The 17,775-nt window shown below is 53.9% G+C and carries 17 protein-coding genes; 11 read left to right on the top strand and 6 right to left on the bottom strand.

The genetic code is table 11. The features are described 5' to 3' along the window. Window position 1: 1 nt before the first annotated feature. Window positions 2–256 (bottom strand): YkgJ family cysteine cluster protein, encoded by a 255-nt coding sequence (locus AC1UKS_RS07310; protein ID WP_482436234.1) that lies wholly within the window; start codon window positions 254–256, stop codon window positions 2–4. Window positions 257–450: 194 nt separating this feature from the next. Here AC1UKS_RS07310 and yeiP point away from each other — a divergent pair, with 194 nt between their 5' ends. Next, window positions 451–1,023 carry an elongation factor P-like protein YeiP gene (gene yeiP, locus AC1UKS_RS07305; protein ID WP_482436233.1) on the top strand — a complete coding sequence of 191 codons (573 nt, stop codon included), beginning with the start codon at window positions 451–453 and terminating at the stop codon, window positions 1,021–1,023. A 54-nt stretch (window positions 1,024–1,077) separates the two neighbouring features. On the opposite strand, the gene AC1UKS_RS07300 is transcribed toward yeiP, so the two are convergent. Further along, window positions 1,078–1,389 carry a hypothetical protein gene (locus tag AC1UKS_RS07300; protein ID WP_482436232.1) on the bottom strand — a complete coding sequence of 104 codons (312 nt, stop codon included), beginning with the start codon at window positions 1,387–1,389 and terminating at the stop codon, window positions 1,078–1,080. A gap of 114 nt (window positions 1,390–1,503) precedes the next feature. On the opposite strand from AC1UKS_RS07300, the gene AC1UKS_RS07295 reads away from it, so the two are divergent. The 8 genes from AC1UKS_RS07295 (at window position 1,504) to yejF (ending at window position 11,650) form a co-directional block, all read left to right on the top strand. Then, entirely contained in the window at window positions 1,504–2,493 is a 990-nt protein-coding gene (locus tag AC1UKS_RS07295; RefSeq protein WP_482436231.1) for a CobW family GTP-binding protein, read from the top strand. A 39-nt stretch (window positions 2,494–2,532) separates the two neighbouring features. Continuing rightward, window positions 2,533–3,240 carry a phosphatase PAP2 family protein gene (locus AC1UKS_RS07290; RefSeq protein ID WP_482436230.1) on the top strand — a complete coding sequence of 236 codons (708 nt, stop codon included), beginning with the start codon at window positions 2,533–2,535 and terminating at the stop codon, window positions 3,238–3,240. Between the two features lie 517 nt (window positions 3,241–3,757). Next, on the top strand, window positions 3,758–4,333 hold the full coding sequence (mepS, locus tag AC1UKS_RS07285) for a bifunctional murein DD-endopeptidase/murein LD-carboxypeptidase (RefSeq protein ID WP_013203025.1): 576 nt from the start codon (window positions 3,758–3,760) through the stop codon (window positions 4,331–4,333). 110 nt (window positions 4,334–4,443) lie between these two features. Further along, a complete protein-coding gene (locus AC1UKS_RS07280; protein WP_482436229.1) occupies window positions 4,444–6,048 on the top strand; it encodes a cyclic di-GMP phosphodiesterase in 1,605 nt (534 codons plus the stop codon). A gap of 86 nt (window positions 6,049–6,134) precedes the next feature. Then, window positions 6,135–7,943: an extracellular solute-binding protein gene (locus AC1UKS_RS07275; protein WP_482436228.1), complete on the top strand. Its 1,809-nt coding sequence runs from the start codon at window positions 6,135–6,137 to the stop codon at window positions 7,941–7,943. A 10-nt stretch (window positions 7,944–7,953) separates the two neighbouring features. Next, on the top strand, window positions 7,954–9,042 hold the full coding sequence (locus AC1UKS_RS07270; RefSeq protein ID WP_013203028.1) for a microcin C ABC transporter permease YejB: 1,089 nt from the start codon (window positions 7,954–7,956) through the stop codon (window positions 9,040–9,042). Then, window positions 9,042–10,067: a microcin C ABC transporter permease gene (locus AC1UKS_RS07265; RefSeq protein WP_482436227.1), complete on the top strand. Its 1,026-nt coding sequence runs from the start codon at window positions 9,042–9,044 to the stop codon at window positions 10,065–10,067. The genes AC1UKS_RS07270 and AC1UKS_RS07265 overlap by 1 nt, the downstream gene beginning before the upstream one ends. Then, on the top strand, window positions 10,067–11,650 hold the full coding sequence (gene yejF / locus AC1UKS_RS07260; RefSeq protein ID WP_482436226.1) for a microcin C ABC transporter ATP-binding protein YejF: 1,584 nt from the start codon (window positions 10,067–10,069) through the stop codon (window positions 11,648–11,650). The genes AC1UKS_RS07265 and yejF overlap by 1 nt, the downstream gene beginning before the upstream one ends. A gap of 21 nt (window positions 11,651–11,671) precedes the next feature. Here yejF and AC1UKS_RS07255 read toward each other — a convergent pair whose 3' ends face one another. The 3 genes from AC1UKS_RS07255 to rsuA form a co-directional block, all read right to left on the bottom strand. Further along, window positions 11,672–12,013 carry a YejG family protein gene (locus tag AC1UKS_RS07255; RefSeq protein WP_013203031.1) on the bottom strand — a complete coding sequence of 114 codons (342 nt, stop codon included), beginning with the start codon at window positions 12,011–12,013 and terminating at the stop codon, window positions 11,672–11,674. A gap of 275 nt (window positions 12,014–12,288) precedes the next feature. Continuing rightward, window positions 12,289–13,488, bottom strand: a complete 1,200-nt coding sequence (locus AC1UKS_RS07250; RefSeq protein WP_013203032.1) for a Bcr/CflA family multidrug efflux MFS transporter — start codon at window positions 13,486–13,488, stop codon at window positions 12,289–12,291. Between the two features lie 39 nt (window positions 13,489–13,527). Beyond that, complete coding sequence (gene rsuA, locus AC1UKS_RS07245; RefSeq protein WP_265911061.1) at window positions 13,528–14,232, bottom strand: 16S rRNA pseudouridine(516) synthase RsuA; 705 nt, start codon at window positions 14,230–14,232, stop codon at window positions 13,528–13,530. A 185-nt stretch (window positions 14,233–14,417) separates the two neighbouring features. Here rsuA and radD point away from each other — a divergent pair, with 185 nt between their 5' ends. Then, window positions 14,418–16,172, top strand: coding sequence for a DNA repair helicase RadD (gene radD, locus AC1UKS_RS07240; protein ID WP_013203034.1), 1,755 nt, complete (start codon window positions 14,418–14,420; stop codon window positions 16,170–16,172). Between the two features lie 137 nt (window positions 16,173–16,309). Continuing rightward, window positions 16,310–16,594 (top strand): 50S ribosomal protein L25, encoded by a 285-nt coding sequence (gene rplY, locus AC1UKS_RS07235; protein WP_105760653.1) that lies wholly within the window; start codon window positions 16,310–16,312, stop codon window positions 16,592–16,594. A 55-nt stretch (window positions 16,595–16,649) separates the two neighbouring features. Here the strand turns inward: rplY and yejK are convergent, their stop codons facing one another. After that, on the bottom strand, window positions 16,650–17,654 hold the full coding sequence (gene yejK / locus AC1UKS_RS07230; RefSeq protein WP_265911063.1) for a nucleoid-associated protein YejK: 1,005 nt from the start codon (window positions 17,652–17,654) through the stop codon (window positions 16,650–16,652). Between the last annotated feature and the right edge of the window lie 121 nt (window positions 17,655–17,775).

Genomic DNA, 17,775 nt, shown 5'->3' with positions numbered 1-17,775 from the left:
CTTAAGGTGCCGTCTGGCGCTCAAGGTCCAACAGATAGATCATCGCTTCCTGATGGCTGGTTTTACACATCTCCCGCGACGGCTTTAATCCGGCGCAAACCGCAGGTCGTAACGGTGAGTTAAAAATCTTGCAGCGGGACTGTTCGTCCAGCTGGATGCAGCGGGTATTCGCCGGTTTGCCGTTCGGCATTCCCGGCAAAGGTGAGGAAATTGAAGGCGCGGTACAACAGGCCCCACAGGCAGCACGGCACTCCATTTCATATTCCCCTCAGCAGTAAAGCGCGACAATAGCAGGCGGCGGTCAGGAAGGCTATTCTTTAGTGAAAGCCTGTGATGGCGCAAAGATCCACGATTTTCTACTGCATAAATCAGCTATGCACTTGCCTGAATTCTCAAGCCGGAGTAATTTACGCGAGAATTTTTCACGGCCCTGTTATCGAGATAAAACCCATGCCAAGAGCAAATGAAATTAAAAAAGGGATGGCGGTCAGCCACAACGGCAAACTGCTGTTAGTAAAAGATATTGATGTGCAGAGCCCAAGTGCCCGCGGTGCCTCTACCCTGTATAAAATGCGTTTTACCGATATCCGTACCGGGCTGAAGGTAGAAGAACGTTTTAAGGGAGACGAGATCATCGATACCATCTCCTTAAGCCGCCGTCAGGTCACCTTCTCTTATATAGACGGTGATGAGTACGTCTTTATGGATGATGAGGACTACACTCCGTACCTGTTTAAGTCAGAACAGATCGAGGAAGAACTGCTGTTCCTGCCAGAAGGCGGCATTCCGGGTATTCAGGTATTAACTATGGATGGCCAGATTCTGGCGCTGGAACTGCCCCAGACAGTGGATATGGAAATCGTCGAAACTACGCCGGGGATTAAAGGGGCGTCAGCCAGTGCGCGGACCAAACCCGCCACCATGAGCACCGGACTGGTGATTCAGGTGCCAGAATACCTGAGTAATGGCGATAAAATTCGCATTCATATCGCTGAGCGTCGCTACATGAGCCGCGCAGACTAACGATTTGAACCGGCGATGCGTTGCGCATCGCCGTTATTGTTATAATATAACAAATCAATTATAATTCACGGTGAGTTCCGCAAACTTATGTGCCGGATCTAACCAGCGCAAATCTGACTGTCCCACCACGTTTGGTAACGCCTGATTTGCCGTCAAAGAAGAGGTTGTCAGCTGATTTTTTCCCTGCCGATAGCAGATGCTTTGAACCTGAGTCTGTCGGACAGACATCTCACAGCCAGACTCCACAATGGCGCCCTGGAATGTCATCACTCCTGAGGCCGTTCTCTCCGACGTCTCCTGTGCCAGAACATGACTTGTCCACAGGGTTAAAAGCACTGTCACCACTACCGATTTAATGCCGATCATAGAAACCTCATATTGTTGTTCTTCACCTGTTGAGCGTAGCTGGGCGTTAGAAAATCAGATCGGCACTTTTGGTGAAAACTTAAATTTTTTAGACCTAAATGTCTGGAGTGAGAGATGACCCGCGTAAACCTGATCACTGGCTTTTTAGGCAGTGGCAAAACCACTACCTTGCTGCATCTGCTGGCGAATAAACCCCAACATGAGCAGTGGGCCGTGTTGGTCAATGAGTTTGGTGAAGTCGGCATTGATGGTGCCCTGCTGGCAGACAGCGGTGCGATACTGAAAGAGATCCCGGGCGGCTGCATGTGCTGCGTCAATGGATTACCGATGCAGGTGGGATTGAATATGCTGCTGAGGCAGGCGAAGCCCGATCGCCTGCTGATTGAACCGACTGGTTTAGGCCATCCCAAACAGGTCCTCGATATGCTATCCGCCGAGGTTTACCGTCCATGGCTGACGCTGGATGCTTCAATCTGCGTGCTGGATCCTCGCCAGCTTTCCGACCCACGCGTGGTGGAAAATGAAAATTTCCGCGACCAGCTGGCGGCCGCGGACATTATCGTGGCGAATAAAGAAGATCGCTGGCAGCAGGCAGACAGAGACGCATTGTCACATTGGCAGGCTGCCGATCGGTATCAGCGTCCAATCGTCAGCACACGTTTTGGCAAAATTGACAACGCTCTGCTGTCTGAACCACGCCTTAATTTACGTCAGCTACCCGCAGGGCAGCATCACACTCATTCAGGCTCACAACCCCAGTCAGGATTGGCCGCGCTGGCACTCACCTCGGGTGCGCGTTGGCGGCGCTCGTTGAATGCCGGCCAGGGTTATCATGCCTGCGGCTGGATATTCGACGCAGATACGGTGTTCGACACCATCGGATTGCTCGAATGGGTACGGTTGGCACCGGTGTCACGCGTGAAAGGTGTGATGCGGATCCCAGAGGGATTAGTCAGTGTTAACCGCCAGGGAGACGACTTTCATATCGATACCCGCGCGTCTTCCCCACCGGACAGTCGTATTGAGATGATCCATGAAGGAGAAGCCGACTGGAATGAATTACAATCTGCCTTGTTGAAACTTCGTTTAACTTTCGCGGGTTAATCTGCCCGGTTATTATTTCTTAATAAATCCTTAACACAAATGACCACTAAACGTTTACTGATGATCCTGGTGCTAAATGCTCTGGGATTTGCGCTATTTTTCTCATGGTATCTTCCTGAAAACCATGGCTTTTGGTTTTCCATCGATAAAAATCTGTTCTATTGGTTCAACACCCATTTGGTCACCAGCAAACCGCTGCTTTGGCTGTTGGCGATTACCAACTTCCGCGCGTTTGATGGCGTTTCGTTGTTAGCAATGGGTGCGCTTTACCTGCATTTCTGGCGGCGTGAAACGCCCGTGGGCCGTCGCCGCCTGTTGGCAATAGGCATTGCGATGCTGATCTGTGCCGTGGTGCTGAATCAGCTGGGCCATTTAATCCCGGTTTCCCATCCCAGCCCGACCAAATTCTTCCCGGATGTGAATCACGTATCGACATTGACCGGCATTCCGGCGAAAGATGCCTCCGCGGATAGCTTCCCTGGCGATCACGGCATGATGCTGATGATATTTGCCTGCTTTATGCTGCGTTATTTCGGCCGCAAGGCATTTATGATTGGCGTGGCGATTGTGCTGATCTTTGCCGCGCCGCGAATCATGATTGGTGCGCACTGGTTTACCGACGTGGCAGTCGGTTCACTCTCTATCGTGCTGGTGGGCATGAGCTGGTGTCTGATGACCCCGTTGAGTGACTATATTGTTGACGCGTTATATCGTCATTTACCGGGTAAATATAAGCCTGCTCAGTAATCTTCTTAGCAATAACGCCAGCCGTTAATGGATTATCAGGAAATTCTTGCTGCCATTAACGGCTTTAAAAATCGTTAGCATCCTAATTAAGTGACAATCAAAAGATTTAATTATGCTTACAGCCCCCTTAAAATGGTGACATAACGCCATTGTCCAGCGTGATTAATCTCACTTTTTTAGCATAGACTTTTTTTCACCCTATTTTTCTCATTTTTCCCTCAAGTTTTCCTCACGATTGTCGATATTGTAGGCGCATTATGACATTCCTGTTTCACATCATAAAATCCTATAAAAAAGTCGCTAAAACCCCTCGCCATGGGGCTTGTAATCGGGTAACCTCAATTTCGATTAGGCTGCATTCGTAGACTTATTCCAGGATTTACACTCAAAACTGTGCGCTTTTCCACAATTTCGGGTTTCAGGAATTGTCTTAGACTGTTGCGCTAATTAATCTCGTTCCGTTTTACCACTTATCTAGCGACCTCGTCGTTAAGGACCTCAAGGGATCACAAACATAATGGTCAAGTCTCAACCAATACTGAGATATATCTGGCGGGTGTTACCCGCAGTCGCATTAGCGACAGTTTTATCAGCATGTAGCTCGACGAATACCAGCAATAATGCACAAACTGATACTCATGCAGTTAAGGGCCAGAACGGCTTTTTACTTCAAGCGTCTCAGGATGAATTCGAACAGATGGTCCAAAATGTGGATATCAAATCCCGCCTGATGGATCAGTATGCAGACTGGAAAGGCGTTCGCTATCGCCTTGGCGGTACCAGCAAGCGCGGCATTGATTGTTCGGCATTTGTACAGACCACCTTCCGTGAGCAGTTTGGACTCGATCTGCCTCGCTCGACTTACGAGCAGGAAGACACCGGAAAAAGCATTAATCGTGGCAAGTTACGCCCAGGAGATTTAGTACTGTTCCGCGCCGGTTCCACCGGACGCCATGTCGGTATCTATCTTGGCAACGATAACTTTGTACACGCATCGACCAGCAGCGGCGTAATGATTTCGAATCTGAACGACAGCTACTGGAAGACGCGGTATCGCGAAGCTCGCCGGGTCCTTAGCCATATGCCTGGCTGATTTCAATCCCTTGAAGTCCGCGGAAAAACGAGATAACAGAACGCTGCTTCGGCAGCGTTTTTTTTGGTTTACAGGGACATAAAAAACGGCGCGCCCCGGAGATCCCCACAATGCCACTCACAAAAACGATAACGCGCCATGTAACCAATCCGCGCAAGATTGCCCAGTTTAGTGCCGCTATTGGCGTCATGTTATTTTTTCTCTTTACTGTCATTACCCTGCTTTTGGTCTGGCACCAGCGCGCCAGAAATCATGACCGGCTAGCCAGCGAAACCCAAAATTACGTCATTCATTCTTTAACAGAGCTGCGGCAGACGCTGACGCCGTTACTCTCAGTCACCACCTTTTCCTGCCCGTCGGTAAACGGTACGCTGACGCAAAAGGCCGCCTTTGCCGGTAATATCCGTGCCATTTTACTGGTCAGTCATAATATCGCCTTTTGCTCTTCCGCGACTGGCACCATGCAGGTCGCCGTTTCCCGGCTGTCACCTGATACGCAAACCAGTCACGCGTCAGATATCCAGCTCCTTGCCGACACGCCAATGGTGCCCGGTAAACCGGCGATTGCCTGGTGGTTAAAAGGCCCGGGCCCGCAGGGAAATGGTGTCCTGACCACGCTAAATATTAACCTCACCGATTATCTCCTGATGGCCGCAACGCAGCAGGAAGTCAGCGGTATGGCCATCGTGGCGGGCAATAATGCGCTGACCACCTGGCAGCGACGGGTCATTTCCGTTAAAGACCTCCCCGCTTCACCACTTAAAACCATCGCCATTCCTGGCTATGGCATGACCCTGCAGCTGTATGGCAAAACCTTGCCAGCAAAGGATATCAATCTGATCCTGCTGGCGGGGTTATTGCTGGGTCTGCTCGGCGGCAGCGGCTGCTTTCTGCTGATGACGCTGAAAATAAAGCCCGGCAAGGAGATCCTGCTGGGCATTAAGCGCGGTGAGTTTCATGTGGAGTATCAGCCGGTGGTCGAAGTTTCCACCGGAAAAGCGGTAGGACTGGAAGCGCTGCTGCGCTGGACCCACCCAACGGAAGGCCCTGTTTCGCCAGATACCTTTATCAGCTATGCCGAAGGGAAAAACATGATTATCCCGCTGACCCGCCATCTGCTTGAGCTGGTCGCCAGGGATGCGCACAAATTTCGCCATGCGGTGCCAGCCGGCGTGAGCCTGGGAGTAAATCTTTCTCCTAAGCACCTTATTGATGCCGGTTTTATTCAGGATGTGAAAAACTGGCTGGCTTCGATGCCCGTTAATCACTTCAGCTACATTTTCGAAATTACCGAACGGACGATGGTGGAAAAGAATAATGCTGATGAAGTGTTCGACTGGATCCACCAGCAGGGGATCCGCATTGGCATTGACGACTTTGGCACCGGGCACAGCGCATTAATCTATCTGGAACAGTTTAAGTTCGATTATTTAAAAATCGATCGCGGCTTTGTGCAAAGTATTGGCCTGATGACCGTTACCTCACCGGTATTAGATACCGTATTAACACTGGGCAGAACGCTTAATTTGCGCACCGTCGCCGAAGGGGTGGAAACCGAGGAGCAGGTAAGGTGGCTGCTTCAGCGCGGCGTCACCTATATGCAGGGATTTTATTTCAGCCGGCCGCGTACGGTTTCCCAGCTGATTGAATATTTTAACGAAGAGCGAGTGCGGGGTCCGGTGTCCCTGCCGGCCAACGACTGTCTGGAAGCGTAAAGAGCGGGATTTACGCATTGCTTCGCCTGTTCTCCTGCTGCTACGCTTGCACAGTGCGTTTTTTTCTCCCGGAGCCGAATAACACCATGATATTGCGCTGGATTACTTTTTTACTCTTCAGCGTGACGGCTGTCGTCGCCCAGGCTGAAAATATCAATGAGCGTTATGCCTTCGCGCAGCTCGGTGAACCCAAATACGCCACCGACTTCACCCACTACGATTACGCCAATCCTGCTGCGCCCAAAGGCGGCAGCGTCACGCTATCGGCGATTGGCACCTATGACAACTTCAACCGCTTTGCGATGCGCGGCAATCCCGGTGCCGGCACAGATACCTTATATGATTCCCTGTTCACCACCTCCGATGATGAAACCGGCAGCTATTATCCGTTGATTGCCGAGTTCGCCCGTTATCCGGATGACAGCCGCTGGGTGGAAGTGACGCTGAACCCGCAGGCGCGATTCCAGGACGGGTCGCCGATCACCGCCGAAGACGTTGCCTTCACCTTTCACAAATTTATGACCGAAGGCGTGCCGCAGTATCGCGTGTTTTATAAAGGCGTGACGGCGAAAGCCATTTCCCGCCTGACCGTGCGCTTTGAACTGCCTGCAAGCGATCGCGATAAAATGCTTTCCCTGCTCTCTACGCCGGTATTTCCAGAGAAATTCTGGAAGGATCACAATCTGGGCGAACCGCTCTCCCGGCCGCCGTTATCCAGCGGCCCTTATCGCATTACCGCGTATAAAGTGGGCCAGTCGATCACCTATTCTCGCGTGAAAGATTACTGGGCCGCCAATTTGCCGGTGAATAAAGGACGGTTTAATTTTGATACGCTGCGCTACGACTATTACCTTGATGACAACGTGGCATTTGAAGCCTTTAAAGCTGGAGCCTTTGATTTCCGCACCGAAGGATCGGCCAAAAAATGGGCAACGCAATATCGCGGCAAGAATTTTGAGAATCACTTTATTACCAAAGACGAACAGCCGAATGATGTGGCCACTGCCAGCAGCTGGCTGGCGTTTAACGTGCAAAAACCGCAGTTCAGCGATCGTCGGGTGCGGGAAGCGATCTCCCTCGCCTTCGATTTTGAATGGATGAATAAAGCGCTGTTCTACCATGCGTATAACCGTAGCAACAGCTATTTCCAGAACACCGAATATGCCGCGCGAACCTATCCGGATGCCAAAGAGCTTGAGCTGCTGGGACCCTTAAAAGGCAAAATACCGGATGAGGTGTTTTCGCAAATTTATCAGCCACCGAAAACCGACGGTAGCGGATATGACCGGGCGAATTTGCTCAAGGCGCTTGCGCTGCTGAAACAGGCCGGCTGGGAGCTTAAAAATCAGAAGCTGACCAATGTGAAAACCGGCAAGCCCTTTACCTTTGAACTGTTGCTGCGCAGTGGCGGCAACGATCAGTGGGTACTGCCTTTCCAGCATACCCTGAGCAGATTGGGCATCACGCTGAACGTTCGCCAGGTCGACAGCTCACAGTATCTTGCGCGCCTGCGCAAAAGCGATTTTGATATGCTGCCATCGCCTTACCCGGCGATGACTTTCCCGGACAGCAATCTGCAATTCTACTGGGCGTCCTCTTTTATCAGTTCCAGCTATAACCGCCCGCATGTGATGAACCCGGTTCTCGATGGGCTAATCGCCCAGATCAACCAGCATCAGGGCGATCGGGCCGCGCTTTTGCCGTTGGGTCGCGCGCTGGATCGGGTACTGACCTGGAGTTATTACATGATCCCGATGTGGTATAACGCCACCAACCGGTATGCTTACTGGAATAAATTTTCAATGCCATCGACCCGCCCGACCTATTCTCTGGGCTTCGATAACTGGTGGTATGATGTGAACAAAGCCGCGCAGCTGCCGGCCCAACGTCGTTAAGGAGTCAGGATTGGGCGCTTATTTACTCCGCAGACTGCTGCTGGTGATCCCCACACTGTGGGCGATCATCACCATCAATTTCTTTATCGTGCAGATTGCGCCCGGTGGGCCGGTCGATCAGGCTTTGGCGAATATTGAGTTTGGCCAGACCACCGGCATGCCGGGCGGCAACAGCGGTGAAAGTCAGAGCCGGGCCAAACTCAGTGCCAATCCCGGTGACAGCCAGTATCGCGGCTCGCGCGGCTTAGACCCGGAAGTGATCGCTGAGATCACTAAACGCTACGGGTTTGATAAACCGCTGTATGAACGCTACTTCACCATGTTGTGGAACTATGCCCGCTTTGATTTTGGCGACAGCCTGTTCCGCAGCAGCTCGGTGCTCCAGCTGGTCAAGGACAGCCTGCCGGTCTCCATTACCCTCGGGTTATGGAGCACGCTGATCATTTATCTGGTCTCCATTCCGCTGGGGATCAAAAAAGCGGTGCGCAACGGCAGCGCCTTCGATATCTGGAGCAGCACGCTGATCATTATCGGCTATGCCATTCCCTCCTTCCTGTTCGGTATTTTATTGATCGTGCTGTTTGCCGGCGGCAGCTATCTCGACTGGTTCCCGCTGCGCGGCCTGGTGTCAGCGCAATTTGATTCTCTGCCGTGGTACGGCAAGATTGGCGATTATCTCTGGCACATTACCCTGCCGGTGATTGCCACGGTCATTGGTGGCTTTGCCACCCTGACCATGCTGACCAAGAACTCCTTTATGGATGAGATCCGCAAACAGTATGTAGTGACCGCCCGAGCCAAAGGGCTGGATGAGAAGAAAATTCTCTATCGCCACGTGTTCCGTAACGCCATGCTGCTGGTGATTGCCGGTTTCCCGGCCACCTTTATCAGCATGTTTTTCACCGGCTCGCTGTTAATCGAAGTGATGTTCTCGCTTAATGGCCTGGGCCTGCTGGGCTATGACGCCACTATTCAGCGCGACTATCCGGTGATGTTTGGCACACTCTATATTTTCACGCTGATTGGGCTGCTGCTGAATATTCTCAGTGATATCACCTATACGCTGGTCGATCCGCGCATTGATTTTGAGGGACGATAATGAGCCGCTTAAGCCCCGTTAATCAGGCGCGCTGGGCGCGATTCCGTCATAACCGCCGCGGCTACTGGTCGCTGTGGATTTTTGCCGTGCTGTTTGTGCTTTGCCTGGGTGCCGAGCTGCTGGCCAACGACAAGCCGCTGCTGGTGCATTATCACCACCGCACCTATTTCCCGCTGGTCGTCGATTATGAAGAAACCGATTTTGGCGGCCCGCTGGCCACCGCGGCGGATTATCAGGATCCCTGGCTGAAGTCGCGTATAGATCAGGAAGGTTGGGCGATTTGGGCGCCGATCCGCTTCGGTGACGGCACCATTAACTTTGCCACCACGGTGCCCTTTCCTTCTCCTCCTTCAGCGCAGAACTGGCTGGGCACCGACGCTAACGGCGGCGATGTGCTCGCGCGCATCCTCTACGGTATGCGCATCTCCCTGCTGTTTGGCCTGATGCTGACGCTGATTTCCAGCGTGATTGGGGTGATAGTCGGAGCCTCGCAAGGCTATTACGGCGGCAAAGTGGATTTATGGGGCCAGCGCTTTATTGAAGTCTGGTCCGGGATGCCAACGCTGTTCCTGATTATTCTGTTATCGAGCGTGATCCAACCGGGTTTCTGGTGGCTACTGGCAATTACGGTGGTGTTTGGCTGGATGCAGTTGGTGGGCGTGGTCAGGGCGGAGTTTCTGCGCACCCGCAACTTCGACTACATTCGTGCTGCGCAGGCGCTGGGCGTCAGCGACCGTAAAATCATGTCGCGCCATATGTTGCCAAATGCGATGGTCGCCACGCTGACCTATCTGCCGTTTATCCTTTGTGGCTCGATCACCACGCTGACCTCGCTGGACTTCCTTGGCTTTGGCCTGCCGCTGGGTTCACCGTCGCTGGGTGAGCTGCTGTTGCAGGGTAAAAATAATCTGCAGGCGCCCTGGCTGGGCATAACCGCCTTCTTCTCGCTGGCGATCCTGCTATCGCTGTTAATTTTTATCGGTGAAGCGGTTCGCGACGCCTTTGATCCCAGTAAGGTGTACTGATGACGCTGCTGACCGTTAAAAATTTAAGCATTGCCTTCCGCCAGGCGGGCGTTGATCGCCAGGTGGTCAGCGACCTGTCGCTGTCGGTGGACGCTGGCGAAACGCTGGCGCTGGTCGGCGAGTCGGGGTCCGGCAAAAGCGTGACCGCATTGTCGATGATGCGTCTGTTGCCCACCCCGCCGGTGATTTATCCGCAGGGGGAAATCCTGTTTAACGGCCAGGATGTGCTGAAGGCCGATGAACGCACGTTGCGCAGGCTGCGTGGCAACCGCATGGCAATGATTTTTCAGGAACCGATGATCTCGCTGAACCCGTTGCACTGCATTGAGAAACAGCTTTACGAAGTGCTGTCGCTGCATCGCGGGATGCGTAAAGAGGCGGCGCGCGCGGAGATGCTGAGCTGTCTCGATCGGGTTGGCATTCGCCAGGCGGCGAAACGGCTGAATGATTTTCCGCACCAGCTTTCCGGTGGCGAGCGTCAGCGCGTGATGATCGCCATGGCGCTGCTGACGCAGCCACAGCTGTTGATTGCCGATGAACCGACCACCGCGCTGGATGTGACCGTGCAGGCGCAAATCCTGACGCTGCTGCGCGAGTTAAAGCAGGAGCTGAATATGGGCCTGCTGTTTATTACCCATAATCTGCGGATTGTCCGGCAGCTGGCAGACAATGTGGTGGTGATGCGCAACGGTCAGGCGGTAGAAACCAATAGCACCACACAACTGTTCAGTGCGCCGCAACATGCCTATACCCAGGCGCTGCTGAACGCCGAACCGGAAGGTCGGCCGGAGCCGGCAGACGTTGATGCTAAACCCTTGCTGCGGGTTGAAAATTTGCGGGTGGCCTTTCCGATCAAACAGGGCTTTTTACGGCGCATCACCGGCCACCATCATGCTTTGAAGTCGTTAAGCTTTACCCTGAGGCCCGGCGAGAGTCTTGGGCTGGTTGGCGAGTCTGGCTCCGGTAAAAGCACGACCGGGCTGGCGCTGCTCCGCCTGATCCAGTCCGAAGGTGAGATCTGGTTTAACGATCGGCCGCTTCATCAGTGGGATCGTCGTCAGATGCTGCCGGTTCGTCGTCAGGTGCAGGTGGTTTTCCAGGATCCCAACTCGTCGTTGAATCCGCGTCTTAACGTGCTGCAGATTATTGCCGAGGGCTTGCAGGTGCATCATCCCGATCTGAATGCTGCCCAGCGCGAAGCCAGAGTGATTGCGGCGATGGAGGAAGTAGGGCTGGATGCGGAAACGCGCCACCGCTATCCGGCAGAATTCTCCGGTGGCCAGCGCCAGCGCATTGCGATTGCCCGCGCGTTGATCCTTGAACCGCAGCTGATCATTCTGGATGAACCGACCTCTTCACTCGATCGTTCGGTGCAAAAGCAAATTCTGGCCCTGCTGAAAAAACTGCAAAACACCCACCGGCTGGCGTATATCTTTATCAGCCACGATTTACAGGTGGTGCGCTCGCTGTGCCATCAGGTGGTGGTGTTGCGGCAAGGAGAAGTGGTGGAACAGGGGGAATGCGAACAGCTGTTCGCTGCCCCGAAAGCCGACTATACCCGCCAGCTGCTGTCACTGGCCTGAGTCACTCTCTGCCTGATGCGTTCAGGCAGAAGAGTCTTTAAGGGTTTCTGCAATGCCCACGCCGAAGTTCTTCAGGCGACAGGTGGTGGTGCACTCATCATGACGTGAGACAAACAGGCAAGGTTCCCCTCCCCACTCCACCACGGCACAATCGAGCTGGATTTCAGCCAGCGCGTCTTTAATCATCTGCATGATGTCCCACGCCTGCGCGCCCTGATGGCTGAGCAGCGTCAGACCGACCAGATCGTCATCGGCAGTGATGCTGTTAAGAATAAGCGGTTCGACACAGGTGCCGGTTGGCCCAGCGCCCCAACGATAACTTTGCGGTAAACGGTGTACCACCGAATGTTGTAACGTATTCACCCGAACTCCCCAGACCAGTAATACAGTCTTCCAGCGGCCAAAGCCGTAAACGTTGCCATGAGCATGGCTTATTTTTGAGAAGTACCTCTCATTTTAACGTTATATTTACCGCGTTAACGGTGTGATAACAACCCCTTTTGTTGCATGAAGGTAACTTTTCGTTGGGTTATTTTCACATATCTATAACATTAGTGCGGGTAAAGCATTCCGGCAAGGTCTGGAAAGAAGGGATGTGACAGGGAATATGCTGTTCACCTTGCGACGCACAGTCGGTATCAGGCAGCCGCGCCCTTACGTGGACGGGTGGCGTAAATGAACAGCAGGATGGACAGGGTCGCGCAGATAAAAATTGATCCCACCATTGGCCAGGCGCTCTGGAATGACAGCGTGGAAAGCAACGCCCCCACCAGCGCACCGACACCAAAGCGTAACGTTCCGGCCAGTGAAGACGCGGTACCCGCCATATGCGGAAACTCTTCGAGGATCACCGCCATTGCATTCGATGACACCATCGCCACGCAGCCGATAAACATCGCCACGCCAAACACCAGAGGCAGGAAGCCAAGGTTAAGCGCACTGACGATCACCATCCACACCGCCATGGTGAACTGCACCAGCAGCCCGAAGCGGAACATCGCCAGCGGGCCGAAACGGCGCACCGAACGGCTGTTCAGCAGAGTCATCAGGAACAGGAACACCACGTTAAGCGCAAAGTAGTAGCCAAAATCCTGCGGCGTGATGTGGTTCAGCTCAATATAGACAAACGGCCCGGCATTAAGGAAAGAGAACAGCCCGGCAAACGAGAAGCCGCTGGCCAGCATATAGCTGAATACCCGCTTATGGCGGAACAGCGACAGGAAGTTACCCATCGTGGTGCGCAGATGGAATTTTTGCCGCTTATCTTTGGGAAGCGTTTCTTTAATCTGCGTAACCACCAGCACGGTGGTGATAACAGCCGCGCCGGAGATGGTCCAGAAAATGGCGTGCCAGCTCCACAGCAACAGCAGCCAGCCACCGACGATCGGCGCCATCAGCGGTGCGATGGTGGTCACCAGCATCACAAACGACATCATGCGTGAAAACTCCTCTTTCGAGTAGGTATCACGCATTAACGCACTGATCACCACGCTCCCGGCCGCCGCCGACAGGCCATGCAACAGGCGCATAAAGATCAGCTGGTCGATGGTTTGCGACATCGCACAGGCCGCGGCCGCGACGGCAAAAATCAGCGTGCCGGCGGCAATCACCGGTTTGCGGCCAAAGCTGTCCGCCAGCGGGCCATAAATGAGCTGACCCAGGGCAAATCCAAGAATGTAGATATTCAGCGTCATCTGCACGCTGCCTGCCGACACCCCGAATTCACGAGCAATTTGCGGTAGCGCAGGCAGATACATATCAATCGACAACGGCATTAACATGGCCAACAGGCCGAGGATCACCACCAGTCCCACTGATGAGTTCTTGTCCTTACGCACCCTCATGCTCCTCACTTCCGGTTTAATCTTTAGATGTTATTAACGGGGAACGACCACACTGGCAATTTCTTCGGCCGTCAGTGGGCGATATTCCCCTTCTCCCAATTCTTCATCCATCACGATGGCACCAATGCGCTCACGGTGTAACGCCACAACGTGGTTACCCACCGCCGCAAACATCCGCTTCACCTGGTGATAGCGTCCTTCGCTGATGGTCAGACGCACCTGGCACTCGCTGACCACTTCCAGCGTGGCGGGCTTGGTCAGGTCTTTCTCGTTGTGCAGCTGCACACCTGCCGTGAACTGCGCGGCGGTGTCATCGGCAACCGGTGACTCCAGCGTTACCAGGTAGGTTTTTTCGCAATGATGGCGAGGAGAAGTGATCCGGTGTGACCACTGACCGTCATCGGTCATCAGTACCAGGCCGGTGGTATCGATGTCCAACCGCCCTGCCGCATGCAGTTTGTAAGCGGTGGGTTCTTCGAGGAAATACAGCACGGTAGGATGATCCGGATCGTCAGTAGAGCAGACGTAGCCTTGTGGCTTGTTCAGCATAAAGTAGCGCGGGCCGAACTGCAGGTGCAGCGGATTACCGTCATATTCTACCTGGTTTTCCGGCTTGAGCTTGAAGGCTCCCTGCCTGACCACTTCCCCGTCTACCGTGACTTTATGAGCCCGCAGCTCACGAAGGGCAATCGCCCGGCTGATTTCCAGTTGCTGAGACAAAAATTTATCAAGTCGCATTAAATCTGCACTGCCTGTTTAAATGAGAATGAAACCGACGCGCCGCTAACCGGCACGTTTGAAGAGAAAATCTCGAAATGAACCCACAGTATATCGGGAGTTAGGCCTCAGGCACAGAGGCTGGCAGGCATCAATGCCGCTTTCGTGGCATAATGCGGTTTTGCTCCCAGATTGCCTGAAAATTCATGTCGTTTACCCTACGCCCTTATCAACAGGAAGCGGTTGATGCCACGCTCAGCTACTTCCGTCGCTCCCATCAGCCCGCCGTTATCGTGCTGCCTACCGGTGCGGGCAAAAGCCTGGTGATTGCTGAGCTTGCCCGTCTGGCAAAAGGTCGGGTGTTGGTCCTCGCGCATGTGAAAGAGCTGGTGGCGCAAAATCACAGCAAATATCAGGCTTACGGTCTGGAAGCCGATATCTTTGCCGCCGGGCTGCAACGCAAAGAGAGCCGCAGCAAAGTGGTCTTTGGCAGCGTGCAGTCCGTGGCACGCAATCTGGCGCAGTTCGATGCGGAATTCACCCTGCTGATCGTTGATGAATGTCACCGCATCAGCGATGCCGACGACAGCCAGTATCAGCAAATTCTCGCGCATCTGCGCCAGCGCAATCCTCACCTTCGTCTGCTGGGCCTGACCGCCACGCCCTACCGGCTCGGCAAAGGCTGGATTTACCAGTTCCATTATCACGGTATGGTGCGCGGCAACGAACGCGCGCTGTTCCGCGACTGCATCTATGAACTGCCGCTGCGCTATATGATTAAGCATGGCTTTCTGGTGCCGCCTGAACGGCTGGATATGCCGGTGGTGCAATACGATTTCAGCCGTCTGACCGCTAACGAGAATGGTCTGTTTAGCGAAGCCGATCTCAACCGTGAACTGAAGCAGCAACAGCGCATCACTCCGCATATCATTCAGCAGATCGTCGAGTTCGCGCAGGATCGCCAGGGCGTAATGATTTTTGCCTCAACGGTTGAACATGCGAAAGAGGTGCTGGGCCTGCTGCCCGGCAGTAAAGCGCTGATCAGCGCCGGAACGCCCGGCCCCGAGCGCGATGCGCTGATTACTGCATTTAAAGCCCGCGAACTGCGTTATATGGTCAACGTTGCCGTGCTGACCACCGGTTTCGATGCCCCGCATGTCGATCTGATCGCCATCCTGCGGCCGACCGAATCGGTCAGCCTCTATCAGCAAATCGTCGGACGGGGATTGCGCCTGTCCCCGGGAAAAACCGACTGTCTGATCCTCGACTACGCCGGCAATCCCCACGATATTTTCACCCCGGAAGTCGGCGCGCCGAAAGGCAAAAGCGATAACCAGCCGGTGCAGGTGTTTTGCCCTGCCTGCGGCTTTGCCAATACCTTCTGGGGAAAAACCACCGCCGACGGCACCATCATCGAGCATTTTGGCCGCCGCTGTCAGGGCGTACTGGAAGACGATGACGGCGAACGCGAACAGTGCGATTTCCGCTTCCGTTTTAAAAGCTGCCCGCACTGTAATGCCGAAAACGATATTGCCGCGCGAAGATGTCACCAGTGTGACGCGATCCTCGTCGATCCCGACGATATGCTGAAGGCGGCGCTGAAACTGAAGGATGCGCTGGTGCTGCGGTGTGCCGCGATGGTGCTGGAAAGCGGTGCCGATGAGAAGGGAGAATGGCTGAAGGCGCGCTATTACGATGAAGAGGCAACGGAAGTCAGCGAGCGGTTCCGACTCACCACGCCGGCGCAACGAACCGCCTTCGAGCAAATTTTCCTGCGTCCGCACCAGCGTGCGCCGGGCGTGCCGCTCGGCTGGAAAACCGCGGCGGATATCGTCGCCCTGCAGCCGCTGCTGCGCCAGCCGGACTTTGTGGTGGCCCGCAAGCAGCGTCATTACTGGCAGATCCGTGAGAAGATGTTCGATTATCAGGGCCGCTACCGCCGCGCCAACGAACTTCGTTAATGCATGCGCTTTAATACATTGCCCGCACAGCCTTAGTTGGGCTATACTTCGCCCCGCTTTTGCTAATGCAAAAGTTGAACACTCCAACCTGTTGCTGGGTCGCCTGTAACAGGATCATCAGATAAAGAGATTGAACAATGTTCACTATCAATGTTGAAGAACGTAAAGAGCAGGGCAAGGGTGCGAGCCGCCGCCTGCGTGTAGCTAACAAATTCCCAGCCATCATCTATGGCGGTGAAGTTGCACCAATAGCTATCGAACTGGATCACGACTCAGTAATGAACATCCAGGCTAAACCTGGTTTCTACACTGACGTTCTGACCCTGGTCGTCAACGGTAAAGAAGAAAAAGTAAAAGTGCAGGCTGTTCAGCGTCACCCGTTCAAGCCAAAACTGCACCACATCGACTTCGTTCGCGCTTAATCGCCTGACCGAAATCGTTGGAAGAAAACGCCGCTTATGCGGCGTTTTTTTTGCCTTAACCGCCGCTGCTACGACGTTGCAGCTGGTCGCGCAGGTTTGGTGGCGTCCCTTTAATGGTCAGCGTGTCGGTCGCCGCATCCCAAAAAATTCGTTCGCCTAACAGCAACGCATCGAAGTTCAGCGTCATTCCGCCGCCGCTTCCGGCGAACTTGGTCAGCTGACGCAGCGTACCGCGATCGGCCGGGAAGCTCTCTTCCAGCTCGTAACCCTGCTCCTGAGTGAACGCCTGGAAGGTTTTCTCGCCCAGCGGCGCCAGCTCGTTGGACAAGCCTTCCAGCTCAATCTCTTCACCGGCTTTTAGCTGCTCGCTACAATAGCTGTGCACCTGCTGACGGTAGTTCTGCCGCTCGTTTTTATCGAGGCTGGCCTCAGAACAGTAGTCATCAACCGCCTGCAACAGACCCCGGTTTTGCGCTTTGGTATCCAGACCGACGCTGGCACCGAGGAAATCCATAAAGAAGTCGGAGACTTTGCGGCCCACGCGACCCCGCAGGAAGGTCAGGTAGCGGGTGGATTCCGGATTGGTTTCCCATTCCGTCAAATCGATGCGTGCAACGATATCAGCATGATTGATATCAAGATAATGGGTGCTGCTGATATCCAGCGCTTCATTGACGCGCATACTGTTCTGGCTGTTCAACACGGCAACCAGCAAATACTCTACCGCCAGATAGCGATAATGGCCGAACAGCACGATGCCGCCTTCAGCGAACGGGTATTTGGCCAGCTCATCACGCAGACGGCCGGTGGCAGCCCGGCTGAAAGCCAGAAAATCGTCTTCGCCTTTGCGGCAATTACGCAACGCATCTGCCAGTTCGCTCTCTTCATTAAACAGGCCATAAGCCTTGCTCTTGGCGCTGTAAACGCGGTGCAACTCTTCCATCATTTCGGTGACGGGCGCATTGGCAGGCAGCAGCGATTCGCGCAGCACCAGCTCAAGCGTCTGTTCATCGCGCTTGATCAGCTGGTGGAGGGCAATCTGCTCGATATCCAGACTCATGGTAGACTCTCCTTTTAACGTAGGCGCGTATTCAATCACCGAGTGTCGCTACGATCAACAGGCAACAACATTAACCTGATACTGACGATAAAAGTGCAGAAAAAATCCCGGTTTTACGGTA

Source organism: Erwinia sp. AK-PDG3-5 (assembly GCF_056821705.1).
This window is presented reverse-complemented; position numbering and strand designations above follow the sequence as displayed.